Below are 23,232 nucleotides of genomic sequence, written 5' to 3' on the forward strand. Positions count from 1 at the left end.
AGGAGTTTTTTTAGAAATGAATTTGTAAAATATAGTATACATCTATTATGATAAAGTAGAGTGTATAAATTAAAGTGTAAGGAGAGAGGACTTATTCATCCAAATATTATTAAAATAATGACTATTATTTCTAATATTTTTGTTATATTAGGAATTATATTTTTAATTATGATGAAATTAATGTTAGCGATAGCAATGTTTGCCGTTTCATTGGCAATTAGTCTTGTTATTTTTAATGTATTATTTCGAGATCGTACGGGCATGAAAATTATTATTAATATTTCGTTTGCCATCGTCGTTATTGCTATTATAGTTGCATACAGTATGTTATCTAAATAAGACAATTAGAGGAATTTCAATTTATGAAATATAGAAATAGTAATCATTTACGTTTATCTATTATACTTTTTATTTTTGTTCTCATCATATTGATTGTATTACTTTGTATCAATCATAAGGATATACTACGTAATGATCGAAGATACAGTTTTCAAGAGGCCTTTCAAAAGCAAACCCAATCAAACCAATTAAATACCATTGATAAAAATAATCAGTTTGTTCTAGCGAATAATAATGAAGTGAAAAGAGCAATGAGTATTTCTAAAAAAGATAATGATTTAAAATATATGGATTTATCTAAAACGGTTCCAATGAATGAAGATGAGGTAAAACATATACTTAAAAATAAAGGTATTTTAACAGATCAGGCCCAAACATTTTTAAAGGCCCAAGATAAGTACCAAGTTAATATTATATATTTAATGAATCATGCAATAATAGAAACAGCAAATGGTCAATCCGAACTGGCTAATGGTATTAAAGAGAATAATCATAAATACTATAATTTTTTTGGAATTGGTGCATTTGATCAAGATGCCATTGCTACTGGTCATAGTTATGCTAAAGAGCATGATTGGACAACACCAAGTAAAGCAATTATGGGCGGTGCAGCTTTTATTCGTCATCAATATTTTGAAAACGAACAAATTACGCTTTATCAAATGAGATGGAATCCTAAAAATCCAGGGTCTCATCAATATGCGAGCGATATTGAGTGGGCAGATAAAATTGCAGATAATATGAAAAAAGATTATGAACGTTTGGGTATAAAAAAAGATAAGATACGTAGGAATTACTATATATCTAATAAATAGAGATATTGAGGTGTAATAGAATGAAAGTTGCAGTGATAGGTGCTGGTATCGGAGGTTTAACGGTTGCAGCCCTTTTACAAGAACAAGGGCATGATGTCAAAGTCTTTGAGAGAAAGACTGATATTAAAGAAGTAGGTGCTGGTATTGGCATCGGTGATAACGTTTTAAAAAAACTCGGTAATCATGATTTAGCTAAAGGTATCAAAAATGCCGGACAAAATTTAAAATCATTAAATATCTATAGCGATAAAGGCGACTTGCTTACATCAGCTAAATTGAAAGAGGGAACATTAAATGTGACGTTATCTCGTCAGTCATTAATAGAGTTAATATATTCATATGTAAAACCTAATACTGTATTTACAGATTATGAAGTGACTAAAGTGGATGTTCAATCTGAACTGCCAATGCTTCATTTCTCAAAACATGCAAGTCAGACGTTTGATTTATGTATTGGCGCGGATGGTATTCATTCAGCTGTTAGAAAAGCATTATTCCCAGACTCTAAAGTGATTTATCAAGGTTATACGTGCTTTAGAGGAATGATAGATGAAGTGGACATAATGAATCAATATACAGCAGATGAATATTGGGGAAGACGTGGACGCGTGGGTATTGTGCCTCTAATCAATAATCAAGCCTATTGGTTTATTACAATTAATGCAAATGAAAAAGATCCTAAATATGTATCATTTGAAAAACCACATTTGCAGGCTTATTTTAATCATTATCCTAATCAAGTGAGAGCATTGTTAGATAAACAAAGTGAAACAGGTATTATTAAAAACGATTTATATGATTTAAAACCTTTAACTTCATTTGTACATCATCGTACAGTCTTACTAGGAGATGCTGCCCATGCAATGACGCCAAACATGGGTCAGGGCGCAGGACAAGCAATGGAAGATGCTATCGTTTTAGCTAATTGTATTGCTTCTTATGACTTAAAAAAAGCATTACAGCGATATAATAAATTACGTGTAAAACATACTAAAAAAGTAATAAAACGCTCTCGAAAAATCGGACATATCGCTCAAAAAGATAATAAACTAGTTGTTGCATTGCGCAATTCTATCATGAAACATATGCCAAAACGATTTTTTAGTGGTCAAACTAAATTTTTATATAAAACAAAAGATAAATAAGGAGTGATCATAGAATTCACTATGGATTCTATGATCACTCCTTATTATTTTATTTAATATTATTTTTTATTAACAACAAATTGCGGTTCTTCACCATTCAATTTTTTAATTGTATCATTAGCTACAATTTTAGACATCATTTCACGAGCTTCAAACGTAGCATTACCGATGTGTGGCGTAATGACTACGTTATCTAAAGATTTCAACCCTTCAGTAATATCTGGCTCGAATTCATACACATCGAGAGCTGCACCTTCAATATCTTTATGTTTCAATGCATCAACAAGTGCCTGTTCATTAACGATTGGTCCACGTCCTGCATTGACTAAATAAGCAGTCGATTTCATTTTTTTAAATTGTTCTGAATCAATCATATGGTGTATATCTGGATTGTAAGCAGCGTTGATTGTAATAAAATCAGAGTGTTCTAATAATGTATCTAAATCAACGTATTTAGCACCAATTTCACGTTCTTTTTCCTTTTTTTGGTGAGGACCTGTATAAAGGATATCCATATCAAATCCTTTTGCACGTTTAGCTACTGCACTACCAATTTCTCCAAATCCGATAATACCAAGTGTTTTGCCTGAGACTTCACGGCCTCTAAAGAATAATGGCGCCCAACCATCAAATCCTTTTGTACGAGAAAGTTTGTCACCTTCAACGATACGACGAGCAATTGCTAATACTAAACCGAATGTTAATTCAGCAGTTGCAGCTGTAGATGCTTTTGGTGTATTTGTAACATCAATGTTTTTTTCACGTGCATAATCTACATCTACATTATTAAACCCAGCGCCATAATTGGCAATAATTTTAAGATTTTCACCGCTGTCAATCACTTCTTTATCTACATTAGTAGATAAAATACTAATCAAAGCAGAAGCATCTTTGACACCTTTTTTTAATGTTTCTTTATCGATGATATCTTCACCTTCATACATGTCTACTTCAAAATGTTCTTTAAGTAGATTTAAACCAGCTTCTGGAATTTTACCAGCTATATATACTTTTTCCATCCATCTCACTCCTTTGTAATCTTTCAAATTAAGTATAATGGAAGAAAGATAGGGACACAAAGAATTTATATGAATAAAGTTATTGTATTATTTTTAAAGCAATTACGGATATTAAGATTAAAGCAATACAAAATATACGAATAAATTTTTTTGATTCATTATAGAAAATCATACCTACAATGGTACCTCCAGCAGTCCCAATCCCTGTCCATATTGCATAGGCAGTTCCCATCGAAATCGTCTGCATAGATAGTTTTAAAGTACTAAAGCTAAATATAAATGTAAGCGCACCTAGTAGAATATATATTTTTTTATGTGTACGATTCAGTTCATTTAAGAAAACAACACCTAAAATCTCAAAGCATCCTGCAACTAAAAGGTATAACCACGCCATTTTATAGACCTCCTTCAGATTGGTCATCAGTAGAAATCTTTAATCCGATAATACCTATAATTAATAAAATAATAAATAATAATTTCATAGGTGAAATAACGTGATTAATAAATAACATATCAACAATGACTGTTCCTGCAGCGCCTATACCAACAAAAACAGCATAAACAGTACCTACTGGAAGTTGTTTTGTAGCAGAAAGCATTAAATAAAAACTTAAAGCAATAAATAATAAAGTGATAAGCCAAGTAAACGTATTATGAGCGTAATTTAAACACGTAACCCAAACAACTTCTATCAATCCAGATAAAATGACCTTTAACCATTGCATTACATCCATTACTCCTTATAGTATTTTTGATAAGTAAAAACATTTTCTCAGACAATTATGAGTTATGCAATTTTAGAAAATAGAAAAGTGAGAAAGAATTCATTGTGAATTCATTTTCTCACTTTTAAATTAATGAAAATATAATCTTAAAGGTGATATTAAACGGTAATATATTTATATTCAAGTTATATCAATCTTAGATATTTATGATAAATGAATATAATTATAAGAACGTACTTCGCTTGCTGAAATTGTACGTGTATCCGTCACGTAGGCGCCACCTGTATAATTCATTTCTGAAATTGTAATTGATCCATCACTATTTACACTTTCTACATAAGCCACATGTCCTAAACTTCCTGCTGTGGTTTGTAAAATTGAACCAGCTTTGGCATGATGATTAACTGTGTATCCAGCTGCTTTTGCAGCATTTGCCCAGTTATTTGCATTACCCCATGTTGAACCAATAGCACCATTCACTTTGTCATATACATACCGTGTACATTGACCAACGGTATACAAGTTGTTCTTAGTTGAAGATGTTGTCTTAGTTGATGTACTCTACTCGTTACACTTGAGGAATTTGCAGTAGATGAACTACTAGATGACGTAGTATGAGATACACTATTTAATTTATTCATTGTAGATGTGGCGCTAGCTACATCTTCTGTAGTATGACTGGCTAAATGTAGATTAGGATTTGTATGATTGTTTGAGTAAATAGTATTAGTGAAATGAGAAGGTGCTTACTTGTTAGTGACGATTTTTTTAGATTTTGCTTCATTATAGTGAATTACATTTTGATTTTGCTTTTGTTGATTCAAATGTTGATTAGGTTGATTTTGTGCGTTGTAGTTTGATTGACCAAAATGATATCTTTGATTATTTAGATTTGAATGATTAATTTGACGTGCTTGATGTGCTATATTAGATTGACTTGTCTGTTGATGATTATAGCCTTGCTTTTGAAGTTGATTCTGATTTTGTTGGTGATTTAAATTTTATTGTTGTTCACTATTATTATGTTGTTTTTGTTGATTCACTTGTTGAGTAGCTTGATTTTGAGTTAATTCTGCTGCATCTGCATGATGTATATTTAATCCAAAAGCAGAGACTCCAATTCCTGCTGTCAGTGTTGATAATGTAATTAATTTTTTCATAAATAAAGTCCTCCCAAATACTATTCAACAATAGGATAATTTTAGCGATATGTTGAATATGTTTTAACATTAACTTGTCGCTGTTAACGATAAGTCATACTTTATCAGATAAAAACATGTAGTAGGGCATTGTTACTTTACCGTAAATGAAATTCAAAATTCTTGCACAACTATGTAATAAAAATCTGTTTAATATTTCTTGCAAACTGCATGTTTGCTATACATTTTCTAATTTTTTGAAAATATTAATAGAATTTATATTACAGCACCTTGTAATAAACTTATTTTATATAAAGATATATACATAAAGGGTAAGCGGTTACATTTATGGAGATTTATTTGATATCATACTACTAATAGTGTTTGTAAAAATTTAAATTAGGCTATAGAATAAAATAATACTATTTTGAAGATGCAGTATTTATATCTGCATCTTTATTTATTGATAATAATTTTTTAGATGACTATTAAAAATTCTAAATAGAGAAATGAGGAATGATAACTATGAAAATTGCAATAGTAGGATCAGGAAATGGTGCGGTTACAGCTGCAGTAGATATGGTCAATCAAGGACATGAAGTCAAATTATATTGTCGAAATTCATCAATTCACAAATTTGATAGAGCGTTAAAAAAAGGTGGATTTGATTTTAATAATGAAGGTCATGAAACGTTTGTACCTTTTACAAATATTAGTGATGATATTGAATATGTATTAAAAGATGCAGAAGTGATACAAGTAGTGATTCCTTCATCTTACATTGAATATTATGCGAAAGTGATGTCCCATTATATAACGGCGGAACAAATTATTTTCTTTAATATCGCAGCAGCTATGGGATCAATTCGATTTATGAATGTATTAGAAGAACGTCATATTAATATTCAACCTAAATATGCAGAAGCTAATACCCTTACTTACGGGACACGTGTAGATTTTGAAGAGGCTCGAGTGGATTTATCTCTTAATGTAAGAAAAGTCTTTTTCTCAACATACAATAAGAGAGAGTTAAATGAATGTTTTGATAAAGTGAGCCAATTGTATCCACAATTAGTAAAAGAAGAAAGTTTGTGGAAAACGAATCTAGAAAATGGAAATCCTGAAGTTCATCCAGCTCCTACACTATTAAATGTAGGTCGTATAGATTATGCAGATACATTTGCATTATATAAAGAAGGTATCACAAAACATACAGTGCGACTTTTACATGCTGTAGAATTAGAACGTCTAACTTTAGGGCGTAAATTAGGATTTGAATTATTAACTGCTAAAGAAGCGCGTATTCAACGAGGTTATTTAGAACGTAAAGACGAGGATGAACCGCTAAATCGTTTATTTAATACAAGTCCTGTATTTTCACAAATTCCAGGACCGAACTCTGTAGAAAATCGTTATCTTACTGAAGATATCGCATATGGACTTGTATTATGGTCAAGTTTAGGACGTGAAATTGGTGTAGATACACCGAATATTGATGCGATAATTACCATTGCCTCTACTATTCTCGAACGTGATTTCTTTAATGAAGGACTAACAGTAGAAGAACTTGGTTTAGATAAATTAGGATTAAAATAAGTATAATGTTTGGTATAGAAAAGAGGTCTTAAGAAAAAAGAAAAAGGAGCAAATATATGAAAAGAAAACCCACATTTCTAGAAGCAATATCTACAATTATTGTCATGGTAATAGTTGTTACAATTGGATTTGTTAAATTCAATATCCCTATTCAAGTATTGTTACTTATCGCTTCAACCTACGCTGCTTTTATTGCTATGCGTGTCGGTTTAAAATGGAAAGACTTGGAAGAAGGAATTACACATCGATTGACAACAGCTATGCCTGCTATTTTCATTATTTTGGCTGTAGGTATCATTGTAGGTAGCTGGATGTACGCAGGCACTGTACCTGCATTAATCTACTATGGACTTAAGTTTTTGAATCCTAGTTATTTTCTAATTTCGGCATTTATCATTTCGGCTATATGTAGTTTAGCAACCGGGACAGCTTGGGGATCTGCATCTACAGCTGGGATTGCCTTAATATCTATTGGAAGTCAACTTGGTATAAATCAAGGAATGGCAGCAGGTGCAATTATTGCAGGTGCAGTATTTGGAGATAAAATGTCACCTTTATCAGATACAACCAATCTTGCTGCACTCGTAACAAAAGTAAACATTTTTTCTCATATTAGAGCAATGATGTGGACAACCATTCCAGCATCAATCATTGGACTTATCGTATGGTTTTTTGCTGGATTAAACTCCCAAGGTAATGTAAATACAAAGCAAATAAAAGAACTTTTAAATGAACTAGCTAGTATTTATAATATTAATTTTTTCGTATGGATTCCCTTAATTGTGATTATCATTTGTTTAATACTAAAAATTTCAACTGTTCCATCTATGCTTGTTTCAGCGTTGAGTGCTATTTTGATAGGTAAGTTTAATAATGGATTTAAATTTGTAGATGGTTTTAAAGCAACGTTTGATGGCTTTACATCATCTATGACTGGTCATTCTCATGTCACCGAAAATGCAAAAACATTGATTGAACAAGGTGGAATGATGAGTATGACACAAATCATTGTGACCATTTTTTGTGGTTATGCATTTGCAGGTATTGTAGAGAAATCTGGTTGTTTAGATGTAATGTTACAAACTGTTGCAAAAGGTGTTAAATCTGTTGGTACCCTCGTTCTTATTACTGTTCTATCGTCTCTAATGTTGGTATTTGCTGCTGGTGTGGCGTCAATTGTTATTATTATGGTTGGGGTACTTATGAAAGACATGTTTGAAGATATGAATTTAGATAGAAGTAATTTATCTCGTACATTAGAAGATTCCAGTACTATGGTCCTACCATTAATTCCTTGGGGAACATCAGGTATTTACTATGCGCAACAATTAGGAGTTTCAGTTGATCAATTCTTTATTTGGGCAGTACCATGTTATTTATGTGCTATATTAGCAATTATTTATGGATTTACTGGCATTGGAATACGTAAAAAAATAAATTAAATGATTAATTTGATGTTTAATTCCCCTATGATATGGAAATAACAAATTAGGATTAAAGTATTGATGAGAAACATAGTAGCGATGTTATTTAAAAAATACATTAATTTTAGATATCCTAAAAAATGAATTAAAAGAGGATTTAATTTTTGTGGCGAGAATTCAATCCATAATAATGAATTTGATTAATATGATAACTTAAAGCGTTCGAAACACTAAATTAAAGTAAAGTTTCGAACGCTTTTTGTATTATGCATAAAAAAAAGATTTAGAATTCATATTGAATTCTAAATCTTTTTTCTTTATCAATTTAATTAATGAATGAAATTATATGAAGCAGCTTCACTTGAAGAAAGTGTACGAGATGTTACTACACCTACACCATGACCATAATTCATTTCAGACACTGTGATTGAACCATTACTATTTACATTTTCAACATATGCTACGTGACCGTAAGCACCAGCAGTAGATTGCATAATTGCGCCTGCAGATGGACGGTTATTTACTGTGTAACCAGCAGATGCTGCAGCATTTGCCCAGTTATTTGCGTTACCCCAAGTCGAACCGATTTTACCACCTACACGGTCATATACATAATATGTACATTGGCCAGAAGTGTAGTAGTTTCTACCTGAGCTAACAGAGTTAGAAATTGAAACACCTGTTGATGAAGGTGCAGTTACAGTAGTTACTTTTACATTATTATTAGAAGTAGAAGCAGCACCTAAACCACCAGTTTGTTGATTACTTGTTGTGTAAGATTGTGTTGGATTACTAGCAACTTGATTTGAGTTATTAGTATTATAGTTGTTATAACTATAAGTTGAATTTGTATTAGAATAATTATTATATGTATTGTAGTTATAATTGTAATTATAGTTAGAATGATTTAAACGATCTGGGCTCCAGTTACCTTTCCAAGTGTAATGGTAGTTACCTTGTTGATCGATAGTGTAAGAGTAGCTATATGAAGTAGGATCATTTGGATTATATCCTTGTTCAGCTGCATGAGCTTCATGTCCTTGTCCGGCGATAGCAATTGCGGCAACTCCTGCAGTAGCGATTGTAGCTGTAGCGATTTTTTTCATTATAAATTTCCTCCTGAGAATTAAATTAATATTATTTTATATTTAATAGTCATTTGTTAACTTAGTCTTTAAATCATTTTACTTAACGACAAGAAATACTTTATCAAAAAAATTACAATTTGTGGGGAATGTTAACGATTTGTAATTTTTCGATAATATAAAAGCTTGTAAATTTAATTCTTAGTAATATTTTTTAATATAAAAAACGCTATTATAACAGTGTTTATAGAAGAATATGAAAAAGACATTCATTTTCTTGTAATCTTTTTGTAAAATAATAGAAAAATAATTTATAACAAAATAATTTAGCCTATTGAATGATTACTTGATTAAATAAATACTAAAAAATTATTTTATATGTCATCCTTATATATAAATAAAGTAAGTTTATATTGAAAAACAATAAAATCATACTATAAGATAATAAAGTGATAAAATAAGTCAAAATATTGCTACTGCTAATACCGAAATAAAACATAAAATTGTATATGAAGATAGATCTCCGATACGCATACATAAGTATCGAGGCGATAATTCAATAGAATTAAGTGGTGAATAAAGGGGAGAAATGTCATCGCTTATATCTAGTCTTTATATTACAAACGAGAGGAAAGACGTATGATAGATAATTTTTCGGTAAAGCTTTTAAAAAATACGAGAATATTAAAACAAAAAGAATCCAATATCAAACTTATATATTGGTTAAAGGGTTCTGGAAAAATAAATTTAGACTTAGATACATATAATATGAAAAAAAGAGATCTCGTATTTATTATGTTAAATGATTTATATTCGATAGAAGGCGAAACGAACTCTGTTATTGCAATAATTGAAATTTCATTCACAGATTATTTAAGATTTGCAGACGATTATATCAGACAAAAAGGATATAAATTTTCTTCTATTGAACGAAAACAATTAGAATCATTTATTATTAATCTTCTTGAATTTGAAAGTCGAAAACCTCGACTTCCACACATAAGGGATAAATTAGTTAAACATTTATGTGTAGAATTAGGTTATATTCAAAGAAAACATCGTCAAAACTATAAACTAAACAATCCACTTGTAGATGAAGTTCATGAATATATTATCGAACATCATCATGAAAAGATTAATAAACAAGCATTAGCGAATTCACTTGATATGTCTAACAAAGAGTTAAGTCAAGTGATTAAATTTCATACACCTTATCATAATATTGCTCAATATATTAATGATATTCGTTTGAAATTATGTTTACTTGATATTTTAGATAGTAGTGAATTTATTCAAGATATTGCTTATAAACATGGATTTAATCATTTTCCGAGATTTATTGCATTATTTAGTAAGAAATATGGGATGACTCCAGGTCAAGCACGAAAAAAACAATTTGCTCCAATATATAAGGCTAACGAAACGGTTGAAATATCTTTAGATTATGAAGCACAGTTACTTATAGCTGAGGCCAAAAGTAACTATCATACCTAAAATAGGATTAAGTCCATTAATAAGTAAAAAGATAAAGTATTTAGACCTTTACTCATACTTAATATGAAGTAAGTATATGTATGATATAAAGATAAACTGGTAACACTTTAAAATTGTATCGCAATACTAAAGTCTGTCTTCTAGAATTGTTGTATAAATTGCGAGGTGGCAACTATCATGACGAAAAATGATATGGATGTACTATTATTTTATCTTTTATTTTATAAAGCAGTCGATGAACTTTTAAAATATTCTAAAAACCTAAATATTGAACACCTAAATGTACTATATGCTATTATTGATTATCATAAAACGAAGCATCAAGGTATGGATATTGAAACATTAATGAAAAAAACGTATTTATCTAAACGAACTTTATTCCATCTTGTTAGTCATTTATACCACGAAAATTGGATTTTTAAATCTTATGATGCAAATGATCAACGAAGATTAAGAATCTTACCTGTAGAAGTGTATGAAAGAAAAATGAATCATTTATTATTAGAAATTGGAGAATTACTTGAAAATAACTATCTTAAAACATCAATCAAGAATATGAATTATTGTAAGTTAACATATTTAATTACTATTTATAAAGTTTTAAATAAGATTGAAAAAAGTATTAAGCACTATCAGTTAAGTTTAAATGATTTGCTTGTTTTAGGCATTATTTGGTCGAATCAAAATGACATCTCGTTGAAATCGATAAACTATTTTTCGCGTTGTCAGTCTATAAATATAAATTTAGTAATTAAACAATTACAACAAAGTGGTTATATTTTGAAAGAAAGAGATGTTATAGATGAACGTAGAGTGTGTATAAAGTTAAATATGTCAAAAAAGGAAGAGATTCATTATATCTTGAGACATTGTAGTAAAATGATAAAAAAGGAATTAATATTATAATTTGTTCTAAAAATAACTAGTGATGTAAGAAAGTCTTGTCTCTTACATTACTAGTTATTTTAGGTGTATAACACATGAAATAATTATGTATAATTTAATTTGGCAAATGAGATTTTAATATATAATATCATTTTAATTTCATAAAAATATTGAAATATTATACTTAAATGTTATAAAATAATTTTTATAGCATAAGAAATGTTTAGTGTTGTAGTAGTTAGTATACATGAACCTTGTAGCAACTAGATGTACATCAGAGGAGTGGTTTAGAATATGGGACAAATTAAAGACATCAATGATTTAGTTAACGCAACATTTCAAGTGAAAAAGTTTTTTAAAGACACTAAGAAAAAATATAATCTGAATTATGAAGAAATTTATATTTTAAATTATATTGTTAAAAGTAAAAAAGATGAAATTACTTCAAAAGAAATTGCAACGTATTCAGAATTCAAACCTTATTACTTAACTAAAGCATTACAAAAATTAAAAGATTTACAATTATTATCAAAAAAACGTAGTATACAAGATGAAAGAACAGTTATTGTTTATGTAACAAAAGAGCAACGCGAGAGAATTAATGCTTTAATTGCTGAATTAGAGAAATATATACAATAGAATGATGATGGGGTAAATGAGTGAGACAGAATTTCTGTCCACTCTTTTTTAATTCTAATATACTATGTTAATGAGATACTTTATATTATTAAAACCGAGTGTTAAACTATGATTAAATATATCAAATATCGAATAGGTGATAGTCATGTTAGATTCATTTTTAATAAGTAGTGATATTCAAAGAAAATGGATTAAAAAATTTAAAACAATTGAAGATACATTTAAACAAAGAGCAGCAGAAGAAGATATTGACTCTAAATTCCCATTTGACAATATAAAATGGCTTGTAGAGGAAGGTTATAGTGTGTTAACTTTACCTAAATCATATGGTGGAGAAGGTGCAACAATAGAAGATATGGTCGTTTTACAATCATATCTTGGAGCTATAGATGGCGCTACAGCACTGTCTATAGGCTGGCATCTAAGCGTTGTAGGACAATTATATCAACAGCATATGTGGAGTCAAACTATGCTTGATCAATTTGCAATAGAAGTAAAAAATGGCGCGCTTGTAAATAGAGCAGTAAGTGAAGCGGATACTGGCAGTCCTACTCGTGGTGGGAGACCTGCTACGCATGCAATAAAAACTAAAGACGGTTATAAATTAAATGGTGTGAAAACGTTTACTTCTATAAGTAAAGCATTGACACATTATATTGTTGCAGCATTTGTAGAAGATATTCAAGAAGTAGGCTTCTTTTTAATTCCTAGAGAGACTAAAGGTTTAGAAATTGCAGATAATTGGAATATGTTAGGAATGCGTGCAACGGAAAGTCATGATTTAGTATTAAATGATGTTATAGTTCCGTTTGAAAACTTTGTAGAAACGAAACATAAACCTCAGCTCAATGGATGGATTTTACATATACCAAGTGTATATTTAGGTATTGCCCAAGCAGCGAGAGACTATGCTATTGAGTTTGCCAAAACGCATTCCCCTAATAGCATTGATGGAACAATTGCTACACTACCTACTGTACAACAAAATGTTGGTAAAATGGAATCACTCTTATTATCTGCTCGTCATTTTTTATGGAGTACAGCTAAAGGTTACAATCAATATAATGAAACACTTAATATTTGGAATGAAACATCTGCAAGTAAAATTTTAGTCATGAATCAAGGATTAGAAGTAGTGGATCTTGCTATGCGAATCGTAGGGGCAAAAAGTTTAGAAATGGATCGGCCATTACAACGCTATTATCGTAATATGCGTGCTGGCCTACATAATCCTCCTATGGAAGATGCAGCATATACGAATATTGCAAAATCTATACTTGATTTAATGTAGAATGAATTTTTTATTTATAATATGTTTAAAGAAAGCTATGATTACGTATAATGTAGTCATAGCTTTTTTTACATATTTTTTGGAGGGATTTAATGACTAAAATATATTTTAATCATGATGGCGGCGTTGATGATTTAATATCGCTATTCTTATTACTACAAATGGATAATATTGAATTAGTAGGTGTAAGTACAATCGGTGCAGATTGTTATTTAGAACCTTCTCTAAGTGCTTCATGTAAAATTATAAATCGTTTTTCAAATTTATCTATTGATGTAGCTCCTTCATATGAAAGAGGAGTTAACCCTTTTCCGAAAGACTGGAGAATGCATGCCTTTTTTATGGATGCGCTGCCTATTTTAAATGAGGAATGGATTGATAAACGTTCTATAACGAGTACATTTGAAGCTTATGAGGATATTATTAATGTATTAAATAATAGTAAAGAAAAGGTGACTTTATTGTTTACTGGTCCGTTAACTGATTTAGCCAAAGCAATCAAATATGATAAAGCAATAGTAAACAATATTGAAAAGTTAGTTTGGATGGGAGGAACATTTTTAGAAAAGGGAAATGTAGAAGAACCCGAACATGATGGCACAGCTGAATGGAATGCTTTTTGGGATCCTGAAGCTGTTAAAACAATATTTGATACGTCTATCAAGATAGAAATGGTAGCGTTAGAAAGCACTAATCAAGTACCATTGACACCAGCTATTCGTCAAATGTGGGCAAATCAACGTCAGTTTATAGGAGTTGATTTTTTAGGCATCAGTTATGCAGCTGTACCTCCTCTTACTCATTTTGTCACCAACTCTACTTACTTTTTATGGGATGTATTGACGACTGCTCAAATTGGTAAAGAAAACTTAACAGATTCTATAGAACTTAAAGTAGATGTATGTACAAAAGGACCAAGCCAAGGACGCACATATGAGAGCGATGATGGACGTATGGTGCATGTCGTTAATCATGTCAATCATGATGAATTCTTCAACTATATTACGTCTTTAGCTAAAAAAGTATCTCATTAACTTTAAATGTAAACTTTTTATATAAAATAGTTTACATAAGTGGTATAATTTTCTTCATAAAAGGAGGAAATCAAATGAGTACAAAAAATTTAGTATATACAGCGTTAATGACAGCGGTTATTTGTATTTTAGGCCTAGTACCCGGAATACCGTTACCATTTATGCCTGTACCAATTGTATTACAAAATATAGGTATCTTTTTAGCAGGAGTTATATTAGGACGTAAATACGGCGCACTCAGTGTTATTATCTTCTTATTATTAGCAGCCACAGGTTTGCCATTATTATCAGGTGGACGCGGTGGAATAGGTGTGTTTGCAGGTCCTTCAGCAGGATTTTTATTCTTATATCCAGTAGTGGCGTATCTTATAGGTTTAGTAAGAGATCGTTTTAAAAATCATATTAATTTCTTGACATTATTTATTGGTATACTTGTATTTGGTGTTTTATTATTAGATATTGTAGGAACAATCATTATGGGATTCATTATACATATGCCTATAAGTAAAGCATTTTTATTATCATTTACATTTATTCCAGGAGATATTATTAAAGCGATTATTGCGAGTTTAATCGGCACAACATTACTTAACCATTCACGTTTTAAGAATTTGATATAATAGTACAAAATATACATAGTTGGGTGATGGTTACTATGACATACATAACAATGAAGCAGATTAAAGAAAATGGAAAAATATACTTAGAAGATGAGTTGAATATTATATATTTAACACCTTCTGATCCAATGACATATCACATGAATAAGTGGCAGTACAAAACGTTACCTTCAATTAATCAGTGGTATTCAGATATGGAGAAACAACGAATTTTGCATAAAAAACAACATTCTTCTCATTTATCTTTTACATTTCCAGAAAACCAATTACTGCATTCTACATGGTTAGAAGCGATACGCAATGAAGGATTTCAATTAGGACTACTTGAATTGTACGCGATAGATAGTGTTACATTAAAACAATTTGAGAGCAATATTCAGGTAGATATTGAACCTGTAACTTCATTTAACATGGAAGATTATTTAAGTGTTTACAATAAATTTTCAAAACCGTATGGCGAAGCGTTTGTTAAAGAAAATGAAGAACGAACGAGAGAGGCAATATTAAATCAAATAGATGATGTCACTCGTATAGTTGCATATTATCTTCATAAACCTGTGGGGATTTTGGATGTTATAGTTACAGATGAAACCGTTGAAATTGATGGGTTCGGCGTTTTAGAAGACTATCGTCATAAGGGAATAGGTACTACGATGCAGTCCTATGTAGGTCATTTAGCTGGTTCTCGACCCGTCATATTAGTGGCAGATGGTGATGATACAGCAAAAGACATGTATATAAAACAAGGCTATATTTTTCAAAGCTTTCAATATCAGATAGTCAAAGAAGATGCAATATAAATAAAAGTAGGGAGTGAAAAATGAATTTATAATAAATTCTATTTCACTCCTTTTACACGTTCTGGATGACTATAAATATTAAAAGAATTACCTCTAATAAAACCAATAGCAGTAATATTTAAGTCATGTGCCAGTGTTACTGCTAATGTGGTAGGTGCAGATTTTGATAATATAACACCAACACCGATTTTAGCTGCTTTTAGTAAAATTTCAGATGATATACGTCCACTAAAAATAAGCATTTTATTTCTAACAGGAATTTGATGAGTAAGACAAAAACCGTAAAGTTTATCTAAGGCATTATGTCTACCTATATCTTGACGATGTTCAAAAAATGCCTCACCATCACTAATCGCTGCATTATGCAAGCCACCTGTTTGTTTAAATAAAGTACTTGCACTTTGTAAACCTGTCATCATATTTAAAATTTGTCTTGGAGTGAGAATGATATTAGACATCGATGTTTTAGCAATTGTCGCATCATTTTGAAAATAAAATTCTCGACTTTTTCCACAACATGAAGCAACCATGCGCTTTGTAGAATACTCAAAACGATCACTTAATGACTTAGTTAATTCTACATGAGCAAACCCTTTACTATCATCAATTTGTAAATGTTTAATTTCTTCTTTTTTATAAATGGCCCCTTCAGATGCTAAAAATCCTATGACTAACTCTTCTAAATGTGTCGGACTGCAGATTACTGTAGCAAATTCTTTTCCATTCACCATAATCGTTAATGGAAATTCGGTTACATAGCTGTCTTCAGTTTCGATGAGTTGCTCATCTTCATACCTAATAATTGGTTGATTTTGAACGGCATCTTTATCCATGAATGTCTCCCCTTTGGTTATAACTACTTTATACTGTATCATTATATTCACAAAAAGTATTTCAATATTGAATGATTATATAAAACTTTATATTTTAAAATTTAGAAATAAATATAAAACATGGTAAAACTTTTCAAAAGATATAAAAAGCGTATAATATTTGATTGAATAGGGGGCATAAAAATAAATGACTGTAAAACGATTATTAGCGGTGTTAGGGACTTTCATTATCATTATGGCAGGTTGTTCAAATTCAAAAGATAATGAGAATAGCAAGCAATCTTCAAAGTCAAATAATAGTGATAATCCTAAAACTGAATTGAAAGTTTCAGCAGCAGCAAGTTTAAGTGATGTAAGTAAAGCATTAAAGAAAGAGTTTGAAAAAACACATAAAAATGTAAATGTAACATTTAATTATGGTGGATCAGGAGCCTTAAGACAACAAATTGAAAAAGGTGCACCAACTGATGTCTTTATGTCTGCAAATACGAAAGATGTAGATATGTTGAAAAAACATAATCAAGCTCATAATACATATAAATACGCACATAATCAGTTGGTATTGATTGGTGATAAAAACAGTGATCAAGCTTCAGTAAAAGATTTAAAAGACAACGAAAAATTAGCTATTGGTGAAGTGAAAACTGTACCAGCAGGTAAATATGCGAAACAATATTTAGATGATCAACATTTATATAGTGATGTAAAAGATAAAATTGTATATGCCAAAGACGTTAAACAAGTATTAAATTACGTTGAAAAAGGTAATGCTCAAATGGGATTTGTATATGAGACCGATTTATATACGAATAATGAAAGAACAGATAAAGTAAATGAGATTAAAAAAGCGGATTTGAAAAAATCTATCACTTATGAAGCGGGAGCAACATCAGATAATAAATTTGCTAAAGAATGGATGGAATTTTTAAAATCTAAAAAAGCGAAAAATATTTTAAAAGAATATCACTTTAAAGTATAGGGGGATGACATATGCCTGATTTAACACCTCTATGGATTTCTATTAAAGTAGGATTTATCAGTACGATAATTGTCTCTATATTAGGAATTTTTATTTGTAGAACGTTATATAAAAGAAAAGGGCATGCAACTCAATTTCTTGAAAGCTTAATATTATTACCTATTGTTTTACCACCAACAGTACTAGGGTTTATACTTATTATTGTTTTTTCACCTAGAACATTTGTGGGACAATTCTTTCAAAATATACTTCATTTACCCGTAGTATTTACAATGACAGGTGCAGTAATTGCATCTGTCATTGTTAGTTTTCCACTGATGTATCAACATACTATTCAAGGATTTCGAAGTATTAACCCTAAAATGTTAAATACTGCACGAACAATGGGAGCAAGTGAATGTAAAATCTTCTATCGTTTAATTCTACCATTATCTAAACGTTCAATTATTGCGGGTATTATGATGAGTTTTGCGAGAGCTATTGGAGAATTTGGTGCAACATTGATGGTTGCAGGATATATTCCAAATACAACCAATACCCTGCCACTTGAAATCTATTTTTTAGTAGAGCAAGGAAAAGAAAATCAGGCATGGTTATGGGTACTTGTACTCGTTGCTTTTTCTATTACAGTCATTAGTATGTTGAATTTTGCGAATCGTGATAAAGCTCAGGAGGTAGACTAGATGTTACAAGTTAAATTACAACATCAGTTAAAACAAACATTGATTCATATTAACATTGAAGATACAAAAGCTAAAATATATGCAATACAAGGTCCCTCCGGCATTGGAAAAACGACAATATTAAATATTATTGCGGGATTAAGACAACCAGATGAGGCTTATATTAATGTTAATAATCAGTTATTAGTAGATACTGAAAACCATATTAATGTAAAGATTCAACAACGCCAAATTGGCTATTTATTTCAAGATTATCAACTTTTTCCTAACATGACGGTTCTCCAGAATATTACATTTATGACTAAACAGTCTAAACATATTGATGAGCTTATTCAACGTTTAAATATTAGCCATTTAATGAATCAATTTCCGCCGACACTGTCTGGTGGGGAAGCTCAACGTGTAGCACTCGCTCGAACTTTAAGCACGAAACCCAATTTAATTTTACTTGATGAACCTTTTTCAAGTTTAGATGATATTTCTAGAGATGAAGGCATCCATCTAGTTAAGCAAATTCATGAGGAATGGTGTATACCTATTATTTTTGTAACGCATTCTAATTATGAAGCAGAAGTATTAGCAGATGAAATGATTCAAATTAAATAAACAGGAGTAGGATATCGAAGTCTAGAATGTTTTAGATTTCTGTCCTACTCCTATTTCGTTATAATAAAAAGAAGAGAGAATGTTGAGAGAGGTTTCAAATAATGACTCAAGAACGTTATTCAAGACAAATTTTATTTAAAGATATTGGAGAACATGGACAACAAACCATTAATCAGAAACATGTATTGATTGTTGGAATGGGCGCTTTGGGTACCCATGTAGCTGAAGGACTTGTTCGTGCTGGTATTCGAGAGTTGACTATTGTGGATAGAGACTATATTGAATATAGTAATTTACAAAGACAGACATTGTTTACAGAAAGTGATGCAGATCGTATGTTGCCAAAAGTGGTTGCTGCACAAGATCACTTAAAACATATTCGCTCTGATATAAAAGTGAATATTTATATTGAACATGTAGATGCCCAATTTTTAGAGCAATATGCAACGAGTGTAGATTTGATTATTGATGCAACGGATAATTTTGAAACAAGACAATTAATCAATGATTTTTCCTACAGATATCGCATTCCTTGGATTTATGGTGGAGTAGTTCAAAGTACCTATGTAGAAACTGCATTTATTCCAGGTCAAACACCTTGCTTTAATTGTTTAATGCCTCAGTTACCAGTGATAAATCTGACATGTGATACAGTCGGTGTGATTCAGCCAGCCGTAACGATGACCACAAGTTTTCAATTACGGGATGCTTTAAAGATATTGATTGGTAAACAGATTCCCACGAAGCTGACATATGGAGATATTTGGGAGAATACACATTTTTCTTTTGGTTATAGTAAAATGCGTCGTGATGATTGCCCAACTTGTGGCAAAAATGCTAGCTTTCCGTATTTATATACTCATTCGACTTCATATGCAACTTTGTGTGGTAGAGATACAGTTCAATATGAAAATAAAGACATTACAAAAAAAGTATTAGTTGATTTTCTTATAGCACTTGATATTCGTTATCATGAAAACCAATATATGTTAGTATTTGAATTTAAAAAACATAGAATTGTATATTTTGAAGGTGGGCGAATGTTGATTCATGGTACAACTAAGAAATCTGAAGCAATACAGTTAATCAATCAACTATTTGGATAAGGAGAGAATGATGATGCATGAGCATGAAAATAAAGAAGTTAAAAAAACAATTCAATGTGCAGTGTTAACAATTTCTGATACACGAAATAAAGAAACAGATAAAGGGGGTCAATTAGTTCAAAAGTGTTTGAAAGAACTGAATATAGAAGTGACAGAAGAACACTATAATATCATTAAAGATGACAAGGAAGACATCCAATCTCAAATTGATGAATGGTTAGCATCAGATATTGATGTCATTATAACGACTGGAGGTACTGGTATAGCACAACGTGATGTGACTATAGAAGCTGTAAAACCACTTTTAGATAAAGAAATTGAAGGATTCGGCGAACTTTTTAGATATTTAAGTTATACGGAAGATGTAGGAACAAAAGCGCTTCTCTCAAGAGCATTAGCGGGAACTGTTATGAGTAAATTAATCTTTACGTTGCCGGGATCAACTGGGGCAGTAAAGTTAGCAATGACTAAACTCATTATTCCGGAATTAAATCATATGGTTTATGAACTCAATAAATAAAATAGTCATAAAAAGCATTGTAAATCATAGGTTTCCCTAATTGAAAATGCTGCTTATGACTATCATAATAGAAGACAATCATATAGATTAATCTAATTGACGGTGATAATCTCCAGATTTACCTCCAGATTTTGATTCAAGGTATGTGTCACCAATGATCATTCCTTTATCAGCTGCTTTTGTCATATCGTATACTGTGAGAGCTGTAACTGAAGCAGCTGTTAAAGCTTCCATTTCAACACCAGTCTTACCTGTAGTAGAAACCGTAGCAGTAATGCTTAATTGATAGTGGCGTTGTGTGTTCGCTTGATTCCAAGAGAATTCAATATCTATTCCAGTTAAGGGCAATGGATGACACATCGGAATAATAGTCGAAGTATTTTTAGCAGCCATTATACCTGCAATTTGAGCAGTATTAAGTACATTACCTTTTTTATTTGTATTGTCAATAATTTGATGGTAAATCGCTTCATTCACTGTGATGCTTGAATGCGCTTTAGCAATACGTTTTGTAATACTTTTATTCGAAACATCAACCATTTTTGCATTACCTTGATGATTGATATGTGTGAAATTTGACATAAATAGCCTCCTATAGAAATATCTAAAAATCATAACATATAAATAAAGTTATAATCATTTATTTTTAATAAGTACATCATTATTTTACTGAGTTTATAAAATAGTATAGCATGAATTTATCGTGTAATTGGAGTTGATAAAATGGTAGTTGAAAAAAGAAAACCAATACCTATTAAAGAAGCAATTGAACGTATTGTAAAACAAGATATATATACTCCACAAAGTAATATATCATTAGAGGACAGTTTAGGATATGTCTTAGCTGAAGACATTGTAGCAACTTATGATATACCACGTTTCAATAAATCGCCGTATGATGGTTTTGCTATAAGAAGTGAAGATTCGGCTGGTGCCTTTTCAAAAAATCGTAAAACATTTAAAGTGATAGATCATATTGGTGCAGGCACAGTATCTCATAAAACAGTCGGAGAAAATGAAGCAGTTCGTATTATGACAGGCGCTCAAATTCCTGAGGGCGCAGATGCAGTAGTGATGTTTGAACAAACTGTGGAAAACGGAGATACATTTACTATTAGAAAACCTTTTGAAGAGAATGAAAATGTGTCGCTAAAAGGAGAAGAAACGAAAACAGGAGATATTGTTTTAAAAAAAGGACAAGTCATTAATCCTGGAGCTATTGCAGTACTAGCGACCTATGGTTATACAGAAGTGCCTGTGTTTTTAAAACCAAGTATTGCAGTCATTGCTACTGGAAGCGAATTATTGAATGTAGACGAAGAATTACAACCAGGAAAAATTAGAAATTCTAATGGTCCGATGATACAAGCATTAGCTGATAAAATGGGATTAACGATAGAGTCTTATAGTATACAACAAGATGACTTAGAAAGTAGTATTCAAGTCATCACTAAAGCAATGAAAGATCATGATATTGTCATTACTACTGGAGGTGTTTCGGTAGGGGATTATGACTTTTTACCAAAGATATACAAAGCAATTCAAGCAGAAGTGTTATTTAATAAAATTGCGATGCGTCCTGGAAGTGTGACAACTGTGGCAGTTGCAAATAATAAGTATTTATTTGGTTTATCAGGGAACCCATCGGCTTGTTTTACTGGTTTTGAATTATTTGTTAAACCAGCAGTGCAACATATGATGCAAGCCAAAGCAGTTTACCCTCAAGTTGTGAAAGCAACATTAATGGAAGATTTTGCGAAAGCCAATCCATTTACAAGATTTATTCGAGCAACTGCATCTTTTACTCATAATTGTGCGACTGTGGTTCCATCCGGATTTAATAAATCGGGTGCTGTAGTAGCAATAGCACATAGTAATGCAATGATTATGTTGCCAGGGGGGACAAGGGGATTTAAAGCCGGACATACTGTAGATGTTATTTTAACTGAATCGAATGTTTTCGAAGAGGAACTATCATTATGATTTTACAAATAGTTGGTTTTAAAGATTCGGGTAAAACAACGTTGTTACAACAATCTATTACATTTTTAAAATCTCAAGGCTATCATATTGTAACGATTAAACATCATGGACATGATAAAGATGATATTACGCTTCAATCTTCTAATGTGGATCATATGAAACATTTTGAAGCTGGTGCAGATCAGAGTATTGTTCAAGGATCTGCTTATCAACAAACGGTAACACGTAGAAATCAGCCGTCGCTTGAAGAGCTGATAAAAGAAAGTGTAACTATTCGTTATGACGTTATTTTAGTTGAAGGGTTTAAACATGAGAATTATGACAAAATAGTGGTATATCAGACCCAAGAAGAATTAGAAAAACTGAGACTTCTTACACATGTTCAATATTTTTATAATTATAATAATGAGAATGCTTTAAACAACTATGAGCAATGGTTACTAAAATGGATGAAACAAAAGGATGAATAAAA

26 protein-coding genes and 1 pseudogene are annotated in these 23,232 nt (G+C 30.9%); 19 read left to right on the forward strand and 8 right to left on the reverse strand.

Going from position 1 to position 23,232, the window contains the following annotated elements; translation table 11 throughout:
* The first annotated feature begins 117 nt into the window (after positions 1-117).
* From NST64_RS02670 to NST64_RS02680, 3 genes are read left to right on the forward strand one after another with little or no spacing between them, the layout of a single operon-like run.
* Complete coding sequence (locus NST64_RS02670; RefSeq protein ID WP_002448552.1) at positions 118-339, forward strand: hypothetical protein; 222 nt, start codon at positions 118-120, stop codon at positions 337-339.
* 23 nt (positions 340-362) lie between these two features.
* Positions 363-1,154 (forward strand): N-acetylglucosaminidase, encoded by a 792-nt coding sequence (locus NST64_RS02675; RefSeq protein WP_049438253.1) that lies wholly within the window; start codon positions 363-365, stop codon positions 1,152-1,154.
* Between the two features lie 20 nt (positions 1,155-1,174).
* On the forward strand, positions 1,175-2,299 hold the full coding sequence (locus NST64_RS02680; RefSeq protein ID WP_002448454.1) for an FAD-dependent monooxygenase: 1,125 nt from the start codon (positions 1,175-1,177) through the stop codon (positions 2,297-2,299).
* A gap of 59 nt (positions 2,300-2,358) precedes the next feature.
* Here NST64_RS02680 and NST64_RS02685 read toward each other — a convergent pair whose 3' ends face one another.
* From NST64_RS02685 to NST64_RS02705, 5 genes and pseudogenes are all read right to left on the reverse strand, one after another.
* Positions 2,359-3,318 (reverse strand): 2-hydroxyacid dehydrogenase family protein, encoded by a 960-nt coding sequence (locus tag NST64_RS02685; protein WP_002448389.1) that lies wholly within the window; start codon positions 3,316-3,318, stop codon positions 2,359-2,361.
* A 79-nt stretch (positions 3,319-3,397) separates the two neighbouring features.
* Positions 3,398-3,712 (reverse strand): DMT family transporter, encoded by a 315-nt coding sequence (locus NST64_RS02690; RefSeq protein ID WP_002454990.1) that lies wholly within the window; start codon positions 3,710-3,712, stop codon positions 3,398-3,400.
* Position 3,713: 1 nt separating this feature from the next.
* Positions 3,714-4,043: a DMT family transporter gene (locus NST64_RS02695; RefSeq protein WP_002448391.1), complete on the reverse strand. Its 330-nt coding sequence runs from the start codon at positions 4,041-4,043 to the stop codon at positions 3,714-3,716.
* A 204-nt stretch (positions 4,044-4,247) separates the two neighbouring features.
* A pseudogene (locus NST64_RS02700) lies at positions 4,248-4,648 on the reverse strand (CHAP domain-containing protein); the annotation flags it as partial.
* Positions 4,649-5,044: 396 nt separating this feature from the next.
* A complete protein-coding gene (locus tag NST64_RS02705; protein ID WP_241486995.1) occupies positions 5,045-5,203 on the reverse strand; it encodes a hypothetical protein in 159 nt (52 codons plus the stop codon).
* A 504-nt stretch (positions 5,204-5,707) separates the two neighbouring features.
* Here NST64_RS02705 and NST64_RS02710 point away from each other — a divergent pair.
* Both NST64_RS02710 and nhaC read left to right on the forward strand, forming a co-directional pair.
* Complete coding sequence (locus tag NST64_RS02710) at positions 5,708-6,778, forward strand: NAD/NADP-dependent octopine/nopaline dehydrogenase family protein (protein ID WP_002488631.1); 1,071 nt, start codon at positions 5,708-5,710, stop codon at positions 6,776-6,778.
* 56 nt (positions 6,779-6,834) lie between these two features.
* Positions 6,835-8,220, forward strand: coding sequence for a Na+/H+ antiporter NhaC (gene nhaC, locus NST64_RS02715; protein ID WP_002448535.1), 1,386 nt, complete (start codon positions 6,835-6,837; stop codon positions 8,218-8,220).
* 311 nt (positions 8,221-8,531) lie between these two features.
* On the opposite strand, the gene NST64_RS02720 is transcribed toward nhaC, so the two are convergent.
* A complete protein-coding gene (locus tag NST64_RS02720; protein ID WP_002448555.1) occupies positions 8,532-9,308 on the reverse strand; it encodes a CHAP domain-containing protein in 777 nt (258 codons plus the stop codon).
* Between the two features lie 618 nt (positions 9,309-9,926).
* Between NST64_RS02720 and NST64_RS02725 the strand changes: the two genes are divergently transcribed.
* The 7 genes from NST64_RS02725 to NST64_RS02755 all read left to right on the forward strand — a co-directional run bounded on the left by NST64_RS02725 (position 9,927) and on the right by NST64_RS02755 (position 16,050).
* Positions 9,927-10,781, forward strand: coding sequence for a helix-turn-helix transcriptional regulator (locus NST64_RS02725; RefSeq protein ID WP_340731030.1), 855 nt, complete (start codon positions 9,927-9,929; stop codon positions 10,779-10,781).
* A gap of 177 nt (positions 10,782-10,958) precedes the next feature.
* Positions 10,959-11,687, forward strand: coding sequence for a transcriptional regulator, SarA/Rot family (locus NST64_RS02730; protein ID WP_107632204.1), 729 nt, complete (start codon positions 10,959-10,961; stop codon positions 11,685-11,687).
* Positions 11,688-11,960: 273 nt separating this feature from the next.
* Positions 11,961-12,305: a transcriptional regulator, SarA/Rot family gene (locus tag NST64_RS02735; protein WP_002448494.1), complete on the forward strand. Its 345-nt coding sequence runs from the start codon at positions 11,961-11,963 to the stop codon at positions 12,303-12,305.
* A 145-nt stretch (positions 12,306-12,450) separates the two neighbouring features.
* Positions 12,451-13,596: an acyl-CoA dehydrogenase family protein gene (locus NST64_RS02740; RefSeq protein ID WP_340731031.1), complete on the forward strand. Its 1,146-nt coding sequence runs from the start codon at positions 12,451-12,453 to the stop codon at positions 13,594-13,596.
* Positions 13,597-13,688: 92 nt separating this feature from the next.
* Positions 13,689-14,630 (forward strand): nucleoside hydrolase, encoded by a 942-nt coding sequence (locus NST64_RS02745; protein ID WP_002448362.1) that lies wholly within the window; start codon positions 13,689-13,691, stop codon positions 14,628-14,630.
* Between the two features lie 74 nt (positions 14,631-14,704).
* Positions 14,705-15,250 carry a biotin transporter BioY gene (locus NST64_RS02750; RefSeq protein ID WP_002448536.1) on the forward strand — a complete coding sequence of 182 codons (546 nt, stop codon included), beginning with the start codon at positions 14,705-14,707 and terminating at the stop codon, positions 15,248-15,250.
* Positions 15,251-15,285: 35 nt separating this feature from the next.
* Positions 15,286-16,050 carry a GNAT family N-acetyltransferase gene (locus NST64_RS02755; protein ID WP_107632205.1) on the forward strand — a complete coding sequence of 255 codons (765 nt, stop codon included), beginning with the start codon at positions 15,286-15,288 and terminating at the stop codon, positions 16,048-16,050.
* 38 nt (positions 16,051-16,088) lie between these two features.
* Here NST64_RS02755 and fdhD read toward each other — a convergent pair whose 3' ends face one another.
* A complete protein-coding gene (gene fdhD, locus NST64_RS02760) occupies positions 16,089-16,883 on the reverse strand; it encodes a formate dehydrogenase accessory sulfurtransferase FdhD (RefSeq protein WP_107632206.1) in 795 nt (264 codons plus the stop codon).
* A gap of 187 nt (positions 16,884-17,070) precedes the next feature.
* Here fdhD and modA point away from each other — a divergent pair, with 187 nt between their 5' ends.
* The 5 genes from modA (at position 17,071) to NST64_RS02785 (ending at position 20,777) form a co-directional block, all read left to right on the forward strand.
* Entirely contained in the window at positions 17,071-17,862 is a 792-nt protein-coding gene (modA, locus tag NST64_RS02765) for a molybdate ABC transporter substrate-binding protein (protein WP_002448452.1), read from the forward strand.
* 11 nt (positions 17,863-17,873) lie between these two features.
* Positions 17,874-18,545, forward strand: a complete 672-nt coding sequence (modB, locus tag NST64_RS02770; protein ID WP_070508201.1) for a molybdate ABC transporter permease subunit — start codon at positions 17,874-17,876, stop codon at positions 18,543-18,545.
* Positions 18,546-19,151, forward strand: coding sequence for an ATP-binding cassette domain-containing protein (locus tag NST64_RS02775; RefSeq protein ID WP_002448316.1), 606 nt, complete (start codon positions 18,546-18,548; stop codon positions 19,149-19,151).
* Between the two features lie 101 nt (positions 19,152-19,252).
* Entirely contained in the window at positions 19,253-20,257 is a 1,005-nt protein-coding gene (locus NST64_RS02780; RefSeq protein ID WP_071859847.1) for a ThiF family adenylyltransferase, read from the forward strand.
* Positions 20,258-20,270: 13 nt separating this feature from the next.
* Complete coding sequence (locus NST64_RS02785) at positions 20,271-20,777, forward strand: MogA/MoaB family molybdenum cofactor biosynthesis protein (RefSeq protein ID WP_002454996.1); 507 nt, start codon at positions 20,271-20,273, stop codon at positions 20,775-20,777.
* An 87-nt stretch (positions 20,778-20,864) separates the two neighbouring features.
* Here NST64_RS02785 and moaC read toward each other — a convergent pair whose 3' ends face one another.
* Entirely contained in the window at positions 20,865-21,359 is a 495-nt protein-coding gene (moaC, locus tag NST64_RS02790) for a cyclic pyranopterin monophosphate synthase MoaC (RefSeq protein ID WP_002448592.1), read from the reverse strand.
* A gap of 141 nt (positions 21,360-21,500) precedes the next feature.
* Between moaC and NST64_RS02795 the strand changes: the two genes are divergently transcribed.
* Entirely contained in the window at positions 21,501-22,760 is a 1,260-nt protein-coding gene (locus tag NST64_RS02795; RefSeq protein WP_002454997.1) for a molybdopterin molybdotransferase MoeA, read from the forward strand.
* Positions 22,757-23,230 carry a molybdopterin-guanine dinucleotide biosynthesis protein B gene (mobB, locus tag NST64_RS02800; protein ID WP_002448518.1) on the forward strand — a complete coding sequence of 158 codons (474 nt, stop codon included), beginning with the start codon at positions 22,757-22,759 and terminating at the stop codon, positions 23,228-23,230. Before NST64_RS02795 ends, mobB begins: the two co-directional genes overlap by 4 nt.
* Positions 23,231-23,232 lie beyond the last annotated feature (2 nt).

Origin of the sequence: Staphylococcus sp. FSL W8-1268, assembly GCF_038003965.1 — a bacterium.
Taxonomy (GTDB): domain Bacteria; phylum Bacillota; class Bacilli; order Staphylococcales; family Staphylococcaceae; genus Staphylococcus; species Staphylococcus hominis.

What these genes read in the sequence shown, in the direction of transcription:
- NST64_RS02670 (WP_002448552.1), top strand. Translation starts at nt 118, where the DNA reads ATGACTATTATTTCTAATATTTTTGTTATATTAGGAATTATATTTTTA.
- NST64_RS02675 (WP_049438253.1), top strand. Translation starts at nt 363, where the DNA reads ATGAAATATAGAAATAGTAATCATTTACGTTTATCTATTATACTTTTT.
- NST64_RS02680 (WP_002448454.1), top strand. Translation starts at nt 1,175, where the DNA reads ATGAAAGTTGCAGTGATAGGTGCTGGTATCGGAGGTTTAACGGTTGCA.
- NST64_RS02685 (WP_002448389.1), bottom strand. Translation starts at nt 3,318, where the DNA reads ATGGAAAAAGTATATATAGCTGGTAAAATTCCAGAAGCTGGTTTAAAT.
- NST64_RS02690 (WP_002454990.1), bottom strand. Translation starts at nt 3,712, where the DNA reads ATGGCGTGGTTATACCTTTTAGTTGCAGGATGCTTTGAGATTTTAGGT.
- NST64_RS02695 (WP_002448391.1), bottom strand. Translation starts at nt 4,043, where the DNA reads ATGCAATGGTTAAAGGTCATTTTATCTGGATTGATAGAAGTTGTTTGG.
- NST64_RS02705 (WP_241486995.1), bottom strand. Translation starts at nt 5,203, where the DNA reads ATGAAAAAATTAATTACATTATCAACACTGACAGCAGGAATTGGAGTC.
- NST64_RS02710 (WP_002488631.1), top strand. Translation starts at nt 5,708, where the DNA reads ATGAAAATTGCAATAGTAGGATCAGGAAATGGTGCGGTTACAGCTGCA.
- nhaC (WP_002448535.1), top strand. Translation starts at nt 6,835, where the DNA reads ATGAAAAGAAAACCCACATTTCTAGAAGCAATATCTACAATTATTGTC.
- NST64_RS02720 (WP_002448555.1), bottom strand. Translation starts at nt 9,308, where the DNA reads ATGAAAAAAATCGCTACAGCTACAATCGCTACTGCAGGAGTTGCCGCA.
- NST64_RS02725 (WP_340731030.1), top strand. Translation starts at nt 9,927, where the DNA reads ATGATAGATAATTTTTCGGTAAAGCTTTTAAAAAATACGAGAATATTA.
- NST64_RS02730 (WP_107632204.1), top strand. Translation starts at nt 10,959, where the DNA reads ATGACGAAAAATGATATGGATGTACTATTATTTTATCTTTTATTTTAT.
- NST64_RS02735 (WP_002448494.1), top strand. Translation starts at nt 11,961, where the DNA reads ATGGGACAAATTAAAGACATCAATGATTTAGTTAACGCAACATTTCAA.
- NST64_RS02740 (WP_340731031.1), top strand. Translation starts at nt 12,451, where the DNA reads ATGTTAGATTCATTTTTAATAAGTAGTGATATTCAAAGAAAATGGATT.
- NST64_RS02745 (WP_002448362.1), top strand. Translation starts at nt 13,689, where the DNA reads ATGACTAAAATATATTTTAATCATGATGGCGGCGTTGATGATTTAATA.
- NST64_RS02750 (WP_002448536.1), top strand. Translation starts at nt 14,705, where the DNA reads ATGAGTACAAAAAATTTAGTATATACAGCGTTAATGACAGCGGTTATT.
- NST64_RS02755 (WP_107632205.1), top strand. Translation starts at nt 15,286, where the DNA reads ATGACATACATAACAATGAAGCAGATTAAAGAAAATGGAAAAATATAC.
- fdhD (WP_107632206.1), bottom strand. Translation starts at nt 16,883, where the DNA reads ATGGATAAAGATGCCGTTCAAAATCAACCAATTATTAGGTATGAAGAT.
- modA (WP_002448452.1), top strand. Translation starts at nt 17,071, where the DNA reads ATGACTGTAAAACGATTATTAGCGGTGTTAGGGACTTTCATTATCATT.
- modB (WP_070508201.1), top strand. Translation starts at nt 17,874, where the DNA reads ATGCCTGATTTAACACCTCTATGGATTTCTATTAAAGTAGGATTTATC.
- NST64_RS02775 (WP_002448316.1), top strand. Translation starts at nt 18,546, where the DNA reads ATGTTACAAGTTAAATTACAACATCAGTTAAAACAAACATTGATTCAT.
- NST64_RS02780 (WP_071859847.1), top strand. Translation starts at nt 19,253, where the DNA reads ATGACTCAAGAACGTTATTCAAGACAAATTTTATTTAAAGATATTGGA.
- NST64_RS02785 (WP_002454996.1), top strand. Translation starts at nt 20,271, where the DNA reads ATGCATGAGCATGAAAATAAAGAAGTTAAAAAAACAATTCAATGTGCA.
- moaC (WP_002448592.1), bottom strand. Translation starts at nt 21,359, where the DNA reads ATGTCAAATTTCACACATATCAATCATCAAGGTAATGCAAAAATGGTT.
- NST64_RS02795 (WP_002454997.1), top strand. Translation starts at nt 21,501, where the DNA reads ATGGTAGTTGAAAAAAGAAAACCAATACCTATTAAAGAAGCAATTGAA.
- mobB (WP_002448518.1), top strand. Translation starts at nt 22,757, where the DNA reads ATGATTTTACAAATAGTTGGTTTTAAAGATTCGGGTAAAACAACGTTG.